The 13,479-nt window shown below is 64.4% G+C and carries 11 protein-coding genes; 3 read left to right on the top strand and 8 right to left on the bottom strand.

The window, feature by feature from the left end:
• Nucleotides 1-21: 21 nt before the first annotated feature.
• The gene (locus FRC98_RS03105; protein WP_146979826.1) at nucleotides 22-1,269 is read right to left on the bottom strand and encodes a carboxypeptidase regulatory-like domain-containing protein; all 1,248 of its coding nucleotides are present in this window, start codon (nucleotides 1,267-1,269) and stop codon (nucleotides 22-24) included.
• 174 nt (nucleotides 1,270-1,443) lie between these two features.
• Between FRC98_RS03105 and FRC98_RS03100 the strand changes: the two genes are divergently transcribed.
• Both FRC98_RS03100 and FRC98_RS03095 read left to right on the top strand, forming a co-directional pair.
• Complete coding sequence (locus FRC98_RS03100; protein WP_146979825.1) at nucleotides 1,444-2,244, top strand: DUF432 domain-containing protein; 801 nt, start codon at nucleotides 1,444-1,446, stop codon at nucleotides 2,242-2,244.
• Between the two features lie 15 nt (nucleotides 2,245-2,259).
• On the top strand, nucleotides 2,260-3,192 hold the full coding sequence (locus tag FRC98_RS03095; RefSeq protein ID WP_146979824.1) for a mechanosensitive ion channel family protein: 933 nt from the start codon (nucleotides 2,260-2,262) through the stop codon (nucleotides 3,190-3,192).
• Between the two features lie 33 nt (nucleotides 3,193-3,225).
• Here FRC98_RS03095 and FRC98_RS03090 read toward each other — a convergent pair whose 3' ends face one another.
• Entirely contained in the window at nucleotides 3,226-4,266 is a 1,041-nt protein-coding gene (locus tag FRC98_RS03090) for a tetratricopeptide repeat protein (protein ID WP_230467218.1), read from the bottom strand.
• A 377-nt stretch (nucleotides 4,267-4,643) separates the two neighbouring features.
• On the opposite strand from FRC98_RS03090, the gene alaS reads away from it, so the two are divergent.
• Nucleotides 4,644-7,304, top strand: a complete 2,661-nt coding sequence (gene alaS, locus FRC98_RS03085) for an alanine--tRNA ligase (RefSeq protein ID WP_230467217.1) — start codon at nucleotides 4,644-4,646, stop codon at nucleotides 7,302-7,304.
• 103 nt (nucleotides 7,305-7,407) lie between these two features.
• Here the strand turns inward: alaS and FRC98_RS03080 are convergent, their stop codons facing one another.
• The 6 genes from FRC98_RS03080 to sucD all read right to left on the bottom strand — a co-directional run bounded on the left by FRC98_RS03080 (nucleotide 7,408) and on the right by sucD (nucleotide 13,462).
• Complete coding sequence (locus tag FRC98_RS03080; protein WP_230467216.1) at nucleotides 7,408-8,697, bottom strand: serine/threonine protein kinase; 1,290 nt, start codon at nucleotides 8,695-8,697, stop codon at nucleotides 7,408-7,410.
• 203 nt (nucleotides 8,698-8,900) lie between these two features.
• Nucleotides 8,901-9,683: a hypothetical protein gene (locus tag FRC98_RS03075; RefSeq protein WP_146979820.1), complete on the bottom strand. Its 783-nt coding sequence runs from the start codon at nucleotides 9,681-9,683 to the stop codon at nucleotides 8,901-8,903.
• A gap of 60 nt (nucleotides 9,684-9,743) precedes the next feature.
• Nucleotides 9,744-10,670: a PfkB family carbohydrate kinase gene (locus tag FRC98_RS03070; RefSeq protein WP_146979819.1), complete on the bottom strand. Its 927-nt coding sequence runs from the start codon at nucleotides 10,668-10,670 to the stop codon at nucleotides 9,744-9,746.
• A 74-nt stretch (nucleotides 10,671-10,744) separates the two neighbouring features.
• Complete coding sequence (gene rlmN / locus FRC98_RS03065; protein ID WP_146979818.1) at nucleotides 10,745-11,908, bottom strand: dual-specificity RNA methyltransferase RlmN; 1,164 nt, start codon at nucleotides 11,906-11,908, stop codon at nucleotides 10,745-10,747.
• A gap of 194 nt (nucleotides 11,909-12,102) precedes the next feature.
• Complete coding sequence (ndk, locus tag FRC98_RS03060; RefSeq protein ID WP_146979817.1) at nucleotides 12,103-12,531, bottom strand: nucleoside-diphosphate kinase; 429 nt, start codon at nucleotides 12,529-12,531, stop codon at nucleotides 12,103-12,105.
• Nucleotides 12,532-12,592: 61 nt separating this feature from the next.
• Entirely contained in the window at nucleotides 12,593-13,462 is an 870-nt protein-coding gene (gene sucD / locus FRC98_RS03055) for a succinate--CoA ligase subunit alpha (RefSeq protein WP_146979816.1), read from the bottom strand.
• Nucleotides 13,463-13,479: the final 17 nt, after the last annotated feature.

Genomic DNA, 13,479 nt, shown 5'->3' with positions numbered 1-13,479 from the left:
TTCCAGCAACACCATTGCGACTCACTGCGGCAGCGCGACCTCCAGAAAACTGCCGCCCCGCGAGACCGTCACCCGCATCTCCCCGCCAACCCGCCGCGCAAAGACCAGCGCATCGCCGCGCTCAACCCCGGCGCGGGCCGCGGCACTCTGCGGGTCCACCACATCGATCTGGTGGCCAGAACCGGTGTCGACAATGCGCTGCTCCAACGCTGCCTCAATCGCCGACATCGAGCGCACCCGATCAGGCACCGGCGCCGAGAGCAGCGGCCGCCCCAGACGCACTGTCGCGCCGCCCCGTGCGCCGGCCTTAACGCCCCCAAGCTGCCCCTCACCCCAGCCGGGATGCGTGGCGTACACGGTGAGCGGCGCGCCGGCGGGCACCTGCACATGCAGCGCGCGACTTCCCGCGCTCACGCCCGAGGCCACACGCTCGCCAGCCTGCCAGACCTCCACCCAGGCGCCGCTCACACCGGCGCCCTGCGGATCGGCCACATAGATCTCAAGCGCCTCGCGCGCGACTTCGTCGTCTTTTTTTTCGGATGTGGCGTCTTCAGGCGAAGGCGCTTCGCTTGCAGACGACTTCGAGCTCGACTGCCCCAGCACCTGGGCCACCGGCGCGCGCCAGGCCTCGGGCATGCGCAACCCGCCGCCTTCGAGAAGTTCGACGTTGAGCATAAACGCGTCGTCGGCCTCATGCTGCACCTGCAGGGTGCGCCGGGAGTGCCTGTCGGCGTCGATGGTCACGTAATAAGTGCCCGGAGGAATCTGTCGAAACGCCGCCACGCCATCTTCGCGTGTAGTCACGTGCAGATGCAAAAGCGCGAGGCTATCACGCGAGAGTCGCACAAACGCCCCCTCCACCGGCGCGCCCTCGGCGTCGACGATGCCCAGGCGAAGATCGGCGGCGGGGGCCGCGCGCACAAAACGCGCGCCCTCCTCGGCAAAGACCGGACCGCCCGGGCCCTGAATCACGCCCCAGAAGGCCCGGGGCTCGTCGTCGTCGTCGTCGCTGCGGGCCAGGAACTCATAAAAGCGCATCGGCTCTTTGCCCGGGCCGCGCGCGCCGGGCTCGGGCAGCGCCACGTAGCCTGCCTCATCGCTGCGAGTTACTACGGGGGGCCACAGCCCCGGCGCGCTCACCATCACCCGTGACGCCAGCGCGCGCTCGTCCTCATCGAGCACCTGCACCCATCGCGCCTGCGTCGGCGGTGCATCATCACCCGCCAGAGCGCGAGGCTGCTCAACCTCGCCCTGATAGGGGGCGAGCACCCCTTGCTCCAAGTCGACGCTGTGCTTAATCTGCTCCTCGTCGGCCTCTCCGAGGACGCCAATGGCGAGCGCAGCCAGGCCGACCGCGCTGACTCCCCCCGCCCACCATCTCTGGCCTCTCCTCACTCTCTCGCTCTCTTATGCGTCGGCAATGCCCGGCGCTTACGGTCGTCTATGGAAACCCGGTGGCCCCTGCAGATCAAACTCGACGACGGTGCGCTTAAAGCGCTCAACGTCTACGATAAACCCCTTCACCTCAAACGTCGTGGCGCGCAGGCGCTGGTGATCGACACTGGCGAGGAGCTTAGCACGCGACATTGTGCCCTTCCTGCAAGTTGCAGCGCGCTGCGCTTTCTTCCGAACTTTGGCGAGCGCGCACTCCTGGCCTTCCCTACCCCGCAGCTTCTATGTCCGGCGGGGCTCACCATGCAAGTGGTGCTGGGGCTGCCCCTGGGGCTTCGCATCGAGGCGCTGCACCCGGGCGGCAACGTGCATCTTCTCGATCTTCCCGCGCCACGCACCTCGCCGGGGCTCTACGGGCCGGTGGACTCCGGGCAGATCTGCACCTCCTTTCGGGCGCCGGTCTGTGCGCCGGATGCCGGCGAGGGGCTTGAAGATCACCCGATCTGCGCACTGGATCTTCGCCTCCCCGACGAGACGCACTATGCGTTGTGGGCGACGATCCCGCTGACGGTCACCAACACCACCCCGGAGCCGCGCGAAGTCAGCAAGATCATGCTGCCCACCGCTTCACTGGGGCTCTACCGCCACCCCGATCGCGACACCCTCTGCACAAGCCAGGTGAAGATGCGTCTGCTCGGCCCCAATGAGGCCGAGGTGCTCATCGACAACGGCCCCGAAGGCGGGGAGGCCATCGCCCACAGCGGTCGCCGCCCCAACGCCCACGAGACGCGCCGCGCCTACACCTTTTTGCACGCCTACCGCGCCAAGACCGGCCTGGAGCACGGCTTTTAAGCCCCAGACACCCCTATGAACGAGACCATCAACCGCTGGCTCACTCGCCTGGGCGGCTGGGAGGGCATTGAGCCCTATATCCTGGGCGTCTTCTGGGTCATTGTGGGCTACTTCATCGCGAAGTTCTTTGCCCGCGGGGTCGAGCGCGTGGTGCGACTGCGCCACGGCGCAAGCCCTCACAGCGCCGTCATCGCCAGCAAGACAGCCTTTTACGGCGCCTTTATGCTCGTGGTGCTCATCGCGCTCAGCGCGCTGGGCGTGCAGCTGAGCGGACTTCTGGCCGCCGCCGGCATCTTCACCGTCGCGCTGGGTTTTGCCGCCCAGACCAGCGTCTCCAACATCATCTCGGGCTTTTTTCTCTTTATGGATCGGCCCTTCTCGATCGACGACACCGTCAAAATCGACACCACCCTGGGCACGGTGATCTCCATCGATCTTCTGAGCACGCGCATCCGCACCTTCGACAACCTGATGGTGCGCATCCCCAACGAGGTGCTGCTCAAGAGCACGATCATCAACTACACCCTCTACGGCGTACGCCGCATTGAGGTGGCGGTCCGGGTGCCCTTTGATTGCGATCTTCTGGTGCTGCAACGAAAGCTCACCCACACGATGCACGCGCTGCCCACGATCCTCGATGAACCCGCCCCGATTGTGCTGATCGACCGTTTTGGCGAAAACGGCATGGAGCTTTTGGTGCGCGCGTGGAGCGAGCGCCAGAACTACGTCTCGGCCAAGAGCGAGCTCACCGGCGCGATTCACGCCCGGCTGCGCGATCTGGGTGTGGACGTTCCCCTTCCCCAGCGGGTCATTCATCTGAGCGAAAGTCTGGAGGGCTCAGCCCTCATCGCGCAGCTGCGCGAGAGCGCGACCTCTTCGGAGACGCGCAGCCGCCGCACCGCGCGCGAAGATACCCTGGCGACCACCTCCGGCGACTCCCCCACCTGAGCGGTGCCTCAACCCTCTGGCGAGTCGCTCAGCTCAGGCATCCAGGCGCTGAATCACGCGCCGCGCCATGCTCTGCAGGGTGCCCGCGTCGTTGAGCTGCTCCAGAAACGCGTCGGTCTCCACCCCGCTCTCTCCGGCCTGCAAAAGACGCGTGCCGCCCTGCTCCCCGCATTGCTGCAGATGCGCCTGCACCAGCGGATGGTCGAAGCAGCGCTCCATAAATCGCACGCTCCCCGGATGCCCGTGCCAGAGCCCGACGCAGGCCTCCACAAGCTCCTCGGCATACGCCTCACTGCCCAGGTAGCCCGGCGTGCAGGGGCGACGGTATCCAAAGCGCCCCAGCAGCGTCATCGCCACATAGATGTTTGCGACAAACCCTTCGATCAACGCCCGCGCCGACTCCTCGAGCCGGTCGCAGCCGTAGAGCGCCAGCCCCCGGTTGTAGAGCACCGCCGGCTCCACGGGCACCGCCTCATAACAACGCAGCGCCTCCCGCAGAAGCCCCATGCGGTGGTAGGCCTCCCCGGCCAGAAAGAGACAGCCGATGTACTGCTCGGGGAAGTTCGAGCCCAGCCACTCAAAATGGCGCTGCGCCGCCTCAAGCTCACCCAGCCGATAGAGGCAAAGCGCGCGACCCTCCACGGCGCGAAGCACCGGATCGTCGCCGCTCTCCACCTCCCCGGCGTTAAGCCCCTCGGCAAAGACCACCTCCATCGCGCGCCGATAGGAACGCTCGGCCTCCACAAGGTCGCCCTGCTCCCAGGCGATGAGCCCCAGATAACTCAAGAACTCAAAATCCTGCGGGAAGCGCTCCACCGCCTCAGCCAGCACCGCGCGCGCCTCCACGTAACTCTGGGAGGCGATCGCCTCGAGCGCCCGCTGCAAAAAGGGCTCGCGACCGGCCAACTCCGGGTCGACCGGCGCATCGGCATCGAGCAGGCGATCGAGCTCCAGGCGAAGCTGGGAGAGCAGCTCACGCATACGGTCGCGCGATTCGGGGCGAAACTCCGAGAGCGTCTCCACACCCTTTAAAACTCGACAGGCGTCGCCCAAAAGCTCAAGCAATACTTTCATAAACCTTCCAGTGTCACTTTCACAATCCCACAGGCTACACATTAAGCCTGCACGGCCGGGGGCCAGGCATCGAGGCCGCTCTCAGTACCCACTCAGGCTCGTCGAGATTGTCCGCGCCGTCAAAAAATTTCCCGGCCGCCCTTCTCCCCCGCCTCCTCAGTCCGGACCGAAATCGCCCGCAGACCCGCGCGGCAGCGCGCATTCGCCGCGCCCTTGTTGATTCTGCGCTTCCCCCCGTGCTAAACACCGCCCCCATTGACCGCACGCGCGCGGAAGACACTCGCGAGCAAGGCTGTTCTTTGCTCCCGATGCCTCGGCCGATCTCGCGTCGCCGCGGCCCCGCTCTCAGCTCGAACTCGCCATACGATGTGGACGCTATGATGACTCCCAACGAACTTCGCAGCCGCTTCCTCGCCTTCTTCGAAAAGCACGATCACCGCGTGGTCGCCTCCTCGCCAGTCGTCCCCCAGGCCGACCCGACGCTGCTCTTTACCAACGCAGGCATGAACCAGTTTAAAGACCTGCTGCTGGGCAATGAGACCCGCGACTACACCCGCGCGGCCAGCGTCCAGAAATGCGTGCGCGCCGGCGGCAAGCACAACGACCTCGACGAAGTCGGCAAAGACGGCCGCCACCTGACCTTTTTCGAGATGCTCGGGAACTGGTCCTTTGGCGACTACTACAAGCGCGAGTCCATCAAGTGGGCCTGGGACTTTCTGCTCAACGAGCTCAAGCTCGACAAAGACCGCCTCTACGTCACCATCTACAAAGATGACGACGAGTGTTTTGATATCTGGACCAGAGAGATGGACGTCGCCCCCGAGCGCGTCCTGCGCCTGGGCGATATCGAAGAAGGCGACGAAGAAAACTTCTGGTCGATGGGCCCCACAGGCCCCTGCGGTCCCTGCACCGAGATCCACTACGATCTGCACCCCGAACAGGGCCCCTTTACCTTCCAAGAAGGCTACGACGACGACCGCATCAACGAAATCTGGAACCTCGTCTTCATGGAGTTCAACCGCGACGAAGACGGCACGCTCAACCCGCTGCCGATGAAGAGCGTCGACACCGGCCTCGGCCTTGACCGCGCCGCGATGGTGCTCGCTGAGCGCGACAACGTCTTCCACACCGAGCTCTTCACGCCGATCTTCAAAACCCTCTTTGAGCTCCTGGGCGACGATGTTGAGCGCGACCTGGAAGTCTTCTACAAAGCCGAGAACTTCTCGGACTACGCCGTCATCGCCGACCACGTGCGCACGGTGACCTTCGCCATCTGCGACGGCGCGAAGTTCGCCAACGACGGGCGCGGCTACGTGCTGCGCCGCATCCTGCGCCGCGCTGTGCGCCACGGTCGCAACCTGGGCTTCAAGGGCCCCTTCCTGCATAAAGTCGCCGCCACCGTGGTAGAGGCCTATGGCGAGGTCTACCCCGAGCTGCGCGCTACCGGTCAGGAGGCCGGCGAACTCATCCGGCTTGAAGAAGAGCGCTTCTTCCGCAACCTGGAGCGCGGTCTGGAGCTCTTCGAAGACGCCGCTGCCCGCGCCGACGCCGAAGATCAAAAGACGCTCAGCGGCGATGAAGTCTTCCAGCTTCACGCCACCTTCGGCTTCCCGCCGGACCTCACCGAGATCATGGCCGAAGAACGCGGCATGAGCATCGACTGGGAAGGCTACGAAGCGCTCTGGAAAGAGCACCAGGAGACCAGCCGCGGCAAAGACATGTACGCCGACGCCGCCGGCGTGGGCGACTGGGTGACGGTTGAGGAAGGCAGCGCCGACACCTTCATCGGCTACGGCGCGCTGGAGGCCACCACCACCGTGCGCAAGATGCGCAAGATCGCCACCGGCTACGAGCTGCTTCTGGCCCAGACGCCCTTCTACGCCGAGAGCGGCGGCCAGGTCGGCGACCGCGGCCAGCTCATCGGCAAAGATGGCGACCTTGTGCTCAAGGTCGAAGACACTCAGAAGGCGCCCATCGGCATCGTGCACCGCGTCAGCGTGGTCAAAGGCGAGCCCGACTTTAAGGGTGAGTTCAAGGCGGTGGTCGATACACGCCATCGCCAGAAGACGGCGGCCAACCACACCGCCACCCACCTTCTGCACGCCGCGCTTCGCGACGAGGTCGACAGCGCCATCTTCCAGGCCGGCTCGCTCGTGGCCCCGGACCGCCTGCGCTTTGACTTCAGCTACGGTAAGCCCCTGACCCCCGAGGAGCTCCGCCGCATCGAGGCCCGCGTCAACCGTCAGATCCGCGAACATCATAAGGTCACCTGCCACACCGGGGTCGACCGCGACACCGCCGTCGACGAGATGGGCGCCATGGCCATCTTCGGCGAAAAGTATGGTGATACGGTGCGCGTGGTGGAGATCCCCGGTGAGTCGGTGGAGCTCTGCGGCGGCACCCACGTGGCCAACACCGGTGATATTGGCCTCTTCCGCATCACCAGCGAGTCCAGCGTCGCCGCCGGCATCCGCCGCATCGAGGCGCTCACCGAAGAGGGCGCGCTGGAGGCCTTCCAGAACGAGCGCGCTCAACTTCAGAAGTTGGCCGAGCTCTTCAAATCGGATGTGGCCAACCTCAACGACCGCGCCCGCGCCATTCTCGAAGATCGCAGCCGCCTGGAGCGCGAGGTCGACAGCCTCTCGCAGAAGTTGGCCAACCGCGGCGCCGACGCCCTGCTCGACGACGCTGCCGAGATCGACGGCCTCAAGGTCATCGCCACCTCGGTGGCCGCCGGCACCCGCGACCAGCTGATGGCCTACGCCGACAACCTCCGTGAGAAGCTCGGCCAGGCCGAAGCCGTCGTGCTGCTCGCCAGCGAGATCGACGAGAAGGCCGCGCTGATCTGCGTGGTCACCGACGCCGCCTTTAAGGCGCGCAAGGTCAAGGCCGGCGACCTCATCAACCGCGTCTCCAGCCACGTTGACGGGCGAGGGGGCGGGCGCCCCACCCTGGCGCAGGCCGGCGGTCAGAACCCGGCCGGCATCCCGGCGGCGGTCGAGGCCTTTGCCGACGCGGTGCGCGACGCGCTGAGCTAAGGCTCATCTGAATGACGCAAAAAAGCCCGGGCTCATCGAGCCCGGGCTTTTTTGATCCATGCACAATTGCGCCGAAGTTCTTTAATGATGCGCCTCAGCGGCCTCAGTCCTGCTGCGCGGCCTCGGCGCTCGCTGTCGCGCCGGCGCCCAGCTCGGTCATCGAGAAAGTGGCAATCGCCGCCGCAAAGAGTGAGAGCGCCACGATCGCCGCCACAAAGTAGCTCTGGCGCCGACGCAGCGCGCGCACCTCGTCGGAGAGCGCGCCGATAAGCTCCGCGCCCCGCTGCGCCCCCAGGCTCAGCTCTTCGACGCGGGCGTGCGCTTCTTCCAGCGCCTCTTCGCTGGCGACGAGTTGGGCGCGGTAGGTCGCGACCTCCACCGACGCCTCACTGGGCGGTCGGAGCGCCTGGTCACTCATCTGCTCGCGGGCGTCTCGGAGTGCGCGGGCAACCTCCTGGCGCTCCTGCGCAAAGAGCGCCGCAACCTTCCCACCGAGCCCCTCACGTAGCGCTTCGAGATCAACGCCCAGCCCCGTCAGATACGCCCGGATCGCCGCGCCGAACTCGCCAGCGCGCTGATAACGCTCGGCCGGATCCCGCTCAAGCGCCCTCATGATGATCGGGTCAATCTCCGCCGGCACCCACTCCGAGGCCGTGCTCGGCGCATCGATCGGCTCCGTCAAAAGCGCCTCTTTGACCTCCTCGACCGAACCACGGCGGAAGAGTCGCTGCGCGCTCACAAGCTCATAGGCGATCACACCCAGGCTGAAGATGTCCGAGCGCCCGTCCACGCCTTCACCACGGCATTGCTCCGGGCTCATGTAGGCAAACTTTCCGCCCACCAGCTCATCGCTGCCCCCCGCCGTCTCCCCCACCACCTGCGCGATGCCAAAATCGAAGACCCGCGTGATGCCCTGGTAGGTCACCATCAGGTTCTGCGGGCTGATATCGCAGTGCACAATCGAGTAGCTCTGCTGATCGATGTCCACAAAACCGTGCACATAGTCGAGCCCCTCACACGCATCCGCCACGATGAGCAGCGACTCGTGCAGGCTCAGCCCGTCGCCCTGCGAGAACGCCCGCTGCGCGAGGTCCGCGACGGTCTGACCGGCCACATAATCCATGACCATAAAGTGCTCATCGCCCACCTGCTTGGCGTCGTGCACCGTGACCACGTGCGGATGCGAAAAACGCGAGGAGACCGTCGCTTCTTTATAAAAGAGCGCCTCAAAGCGGCGATCGCCCAGGTTGCGGTCCGGGATGCCCTTGATCACCACCGGGCGGAAGAAGCCGTGCGGCCCACCGCGCGCCGCAAGAAACACCGCCGACTGCCCACCTTTGGCCAGATGGGCCAGCAGCCGATACTCCCCGAGCTGTCGGTTCTCGCGTTCCACGCTTCGCCTACGTCTTTTGCGCGTCGGGCCGGCTTCTCGCACAACGCGTCGCCAGTCGAACCCGGAAATGAGTCACCCGATCGAAGCGGCGATTGTAGAGAGGGCCGATCGACGGTGTCAATCGGCCCGTGTAGCGGCGCACTCACCATGCCGCAGCCAGCACCGACCTCGCGACCACTTTCGGCCACGAGGTCGGTCTGCAATCACTCCACGATCACGGTCTGCTCGGCGCTGAACGTCGCGCTGAGCTGCCAGGCGTCGTTCTCGCCATCTTCATCGTAATCGTAATTCACCGACTCCGGTCCGCCGAAGAGTTGCGTCAGCGGAAGAGGATTCTGGCCGGGAACAATGGTCAGCCCCACATCTTCGATCTCGGAGAGCAGCACAAACCCGCTGAGCATCCCGTCGTTGATCACCGGGTTCTCACCAGCCGCGCTGGCCTGCAGTTTCGCGTCGATGGCCAGGTCGCGAATCGGGATCACCGTCTTGTTGATCTCGTCGCCCGACTCCACCGTGGCCACAAAGCTCAGGAGCGGCAGCGTCGCCTCAAAATCGCCATTGGCAGCGATGGTGCCCGCCACCGCCTCCGGCTCCGCGACCTCTTCATCCCAGACGTACTCACCCTCGGTGGCGGTCTTCAGCCCGGCACCGCCGCGCACCTGCAGGGTGCCCGCGGCGGTGTCGATATCGCGAAGTTCCACCAGCACCACGACCGGGTAATCCAGGCTCTGGTCCAGGAAGTACTCAAGCGGGCTGTTGAGCGAAAAGCCCGGCGTGCCCTGCTCAAACGCAAAGGCGTTAAAGCGCATGTCGTACTGCGCCTCAAACTCGGGCTCTTCGGCGTACTCGCCAGCTTCGTCATCGCCGGCGTCCGCGTCGGCTTCCACGCCCGCGTCGACCTCCTCATCGGTCTCTCCACCGCAGGCCGCCGTGCCCAGAAGGGCCGCCGAGGCCAACCACACCATCCACGCATTCGACATTTTCATCGCTCTACCTCATCTAAGTTCATCTTCGGCAGCGGGTGCCGACCCTTCCTACCGACATCGTCAGGCGTCCAGCGGCTCCAGCGGACCAAACCCGACAAGCTGCTCAAAAAGCCCAAAACGCTCTTCAATCGCCTTCGTGTTCAGATCGCGCAGCGCGTTGAGGCTGAAATCTTCCACACAGAAGCTCGCCATCACACAGCCCACCACGGTGGCCTGGCGAAGCTCTCTGGTACCAATGGTCTCACAGCTCGAGAGGTAGCCCAGCAGGCCCCCCGCGAAGGTGTCGCCGGCGCCGGTCGGATCAAAGACCGACTCCAGCGGATAGGCCGGCGCAAAGAAGATCTCTTCGCCGCTGAAAAGCAGCGCGCCGTACTCGCCGCGCTTGATCACCAGGTGCTTCGGCCCCCTGGCCTGAATGGCACGCGCGGCCTTGACCACGTTGGCCTCACCACCGAGCTTACGCGCCTCGCCTTCGTTGATCACCAGCATATCGACCTTACTCAAGACCCGCTCGAGCTCGTCGCGCTTGGGACCGTCGATCCAGAAGTTCATCGTATCGGCCACGACCAGGCGAGGATTTTTGACCTGCTCAAGCACCACCAGCAGGAGGCTGGGGTCGATGTTGGCCAAAAAGACGATATCGGCGTTGCGGTAGCTCTCGGGCAACTTCGGGTGGAAGTCACCGAAGACGTTGAGCTGCGTGTCCAGCGTGATGGCCTCATTGAGATCGAAGCCGTACTTGCCCTCCCAGCGGAAGGTCTTGCCGGCCACACGATGAAGCCCCTCACAGTCGATCTTACGGGAGTTTAAAAAGTCGACTTCTTCCTGCGGGAAGTCTTCCCCGATCACCGCGACGAGCTGCACGTCGGTGAAATAACTGGCGGAGGTGGAGAAGAACATCGCCGACCCGCCGATGGCTTCTTCTGCCTTACCAAAAGGCGTCTCAACCGAATCAAACGCCACCGACCCTACGACCAAAAGACTCATGCCTGGACTCACTCCGTTCAGACGCACCACAGCGCCCGATGCTTTAATGAACTACGCGCTCGGCCTGTTCACACTCAGGCGTTGGCCGGGCTCTCATTGCGAAACTTTTCCAGCCGCTTGCGCACGTGCGGCGGCTCTTTCTCCCCGGGTTTGCCGAGTTGGCCGCAGGCGGCCATCTCATCGCGCCCCCGGGTGCGCCGACGGTACACGCCGACGTTACGATCGACCAGATACTTCTGAAACGCGTCGATGCGCTCCTCCGGCGGGGTCTGGAAGGGGGTGCGCGGGTGGGGGTTGAAGGGGATGAGGTTGATTTTTGAGGGGATATCCCGCGTCAGCTCAATGATGCGCTGCGCGTCTTCGAGCGTGTCGTTCAAGTCGCGAATCATCACGTACTCAAAGGTGATGCGCTCGCGGTTGGTCAGCGGAAACTCCTTGAGCGCCGCCATCAACGTCTGAAGATCCCAGCGGTCGTTGACCGGCATGATCTGCCCGCGCGTCTCATCGGTGGTGGCGTTGAGGCTGATGGCGAGCTGCACATCGGTCTCTTCGCCCAGACGTTTGATCGCCGGCACAAGCCCGGAGGTCGACACGGTGACCTTGCGCCGCGAGAAGTTCAGCCCCTGCTCATCGGTCAGGATATGGATCGCGCGAATCACGTTGTCGACGTTATGCAGCGGCTCACCCATGCCCATGAAGACGATGTTGCCGATGTGGCCATTCACATCGCCCATGCGTCGGCGCGCCTGCACGACCTGCTCCACGATCTCGGCTGTGCTCAGGTTGCGCTTTAGGCCCATCTTCGCCGTGTAGCAGAAGGTGCAGCCCATCGCGCAGCCCACCTGGCTGGAGATGCACAGCGTGTTGCGCCCCTCCGAAGGAATGAACACCGTCTCGATAACCGCCCCATCGTCACACTTAAACGTGAGCTTGGTCGTGCCATCGCTGGCGGTATGCGAGCCGTCAAACTCCAATGGCGAGACGCGGGCCTTCGCGCTGAGCTGCTCGCGCAGCCCTTTGGAGAGGTTGGTCATCGCCTCAAAGTCGTCGGCCAGGTGCAGGTAGAGCCACTGGTAGACCTGCTTGGCGCGAAAGGCTTTCTCGCCAAAACCCTCAGCGAGCAGCTTCTTGAGCTCGGCCTGGCTAAAGTTTTTCAGGTCAATGGGACCGAGTTCGTCGGTGCCCTGGCTCAGCGCTTCGAGCGCCTGGTCGATGCTCGGGGAGCGTTCGCGTCGCATGGGAGTCTCTCTCTCAGAAAAAAGGCGGCCGAGCTGAGCCTACGCCGAGTGCGTAGGGATCTCAAACCGTGCCGCCAGCTCAACACACGCTCCCCTGGTGATGGGTGCGTCAGCCGAGCATTCACCCCGCGTCCGCGATGCGGTGCGCGAGGTGAAGGCCGCCGCCGGCACAACGCCGGCGACGGCCCCAGAAATCAGCCGCGTGAGAAGAGCTGCACGTCGCTGAAGAAGTACTTGATTTCGATCGCGGCGTTCTCAGCCGAGTCGGAGCCGTGCACGGTGTTCTCGCCAATATCGGTGGCGTAGAGCGCGCGCAGGGTGCCTTCGGCAGCTTCGGCCGGGTTGGTGGCGCCCATGATCTCGCGGTTCTTGGCCACGGCATCTTCGCCTTCCAGCGCCATCACGACCACCGGGCCGCGGGTCATGAACTCAACGAGCTCACCGAAGAAGGGACGCTCTTTGTGCACGGCGTAGAAGCCTTCGGCTTCGTGCCTGGCCAGGTGCGCCATGCGGATGCCCACCGGGGTGAGGCCTTCTTCTTCAAAACGCGCGATGATCTTGCCGATCACGTTCTTTTCCACGCCGTCGGGCTTGATGATGCTCAGGGTGCGTTCAATCGCCATGGTGTTTCTCCAGATTCAATCGTTGGATGTTGGGGTGTCGCTATAAAAACAAAGGGCAAACTCAGCCCATCGCTTTCTTGAGGGTCTCGCCGATCTCGGCCGGCGAGCGCGAGACGGCGATGCCGGCGGCTTCCATGGCCTTGAACTTCTCTTCGGCAGTGCCTTTGCCACCGGAGATGATCGCGCCGGCGTGTCCCATGCGCTTTCCGGGAGGGGCCGAGGCGCCGGCGATGAAGCCCGCCACAGGCTTGCTCATGTTCTTCTGAACCCATTCGGCGGCTTCTTCTTCGGCCGTGCCACCGATCTCGCCAATCATGACGACGGCTTCGGTGTCCGGGTCGTTCTCGAAGAGCTCGAGCGCGTCGATGAAGTTCATGCCGTTGATCGGGTCGCCACCGATACCGATGCAGGTGCTCTGACCGATGCCCAGCGCGGTGAGCTGACCGACGGCTTCGTAGGTCAGCGTGCCGGAGCGGCTCACAACGCCGACCTTGCCCGGGAGGTGAATATGACCGGGCATAATGCCGATCTTGCACTTACCGGGGCTGATCACACCGGGGCAGTTCGGACCGAGGAGGCGCACGTTCTTGTCTTTGAGGTAACGCACCACCGTGATCATGTCCTGGACGGGCACGCCTTCGGTGATGGCCACGATCAGCTCCACGCCGGCGTCGGCCGCTTCCATGATCGCGTCGGCCGCAAAGGGGGGCGGCACGTAAATGACGCTGGCGTTGCACCCGGTCTCGGCGACCGCCTCGGCCACCGTATCGAAGACCGGCGCGCCGTGAACCTTCTGGCCACTCTTGCCCGGGGTCACGCCACCGACGATGTTGGTGCCGTACTCGATCATCTGTTCGGTATGAAAGCTACCGACCGAACCGGTGATCCCTTGCACGATCAGCCGGGTGGACTCGTCTACCATTACACTCATCTTCAACCTCTATATGT

Source organism: Lujinxingia vulgaris (genome assembly GCF_007997015.1).
Taxonomy (GTDB): Bacteria; Myxococcota_A; Bradymonadia; order Bradymonadales; family Bradymonadaceae; genus Lujinxingia; species Lujinxingia vulgaris.
This window is presented reverse-complemented; position numbering and strand designations above follow the sequence as displayed.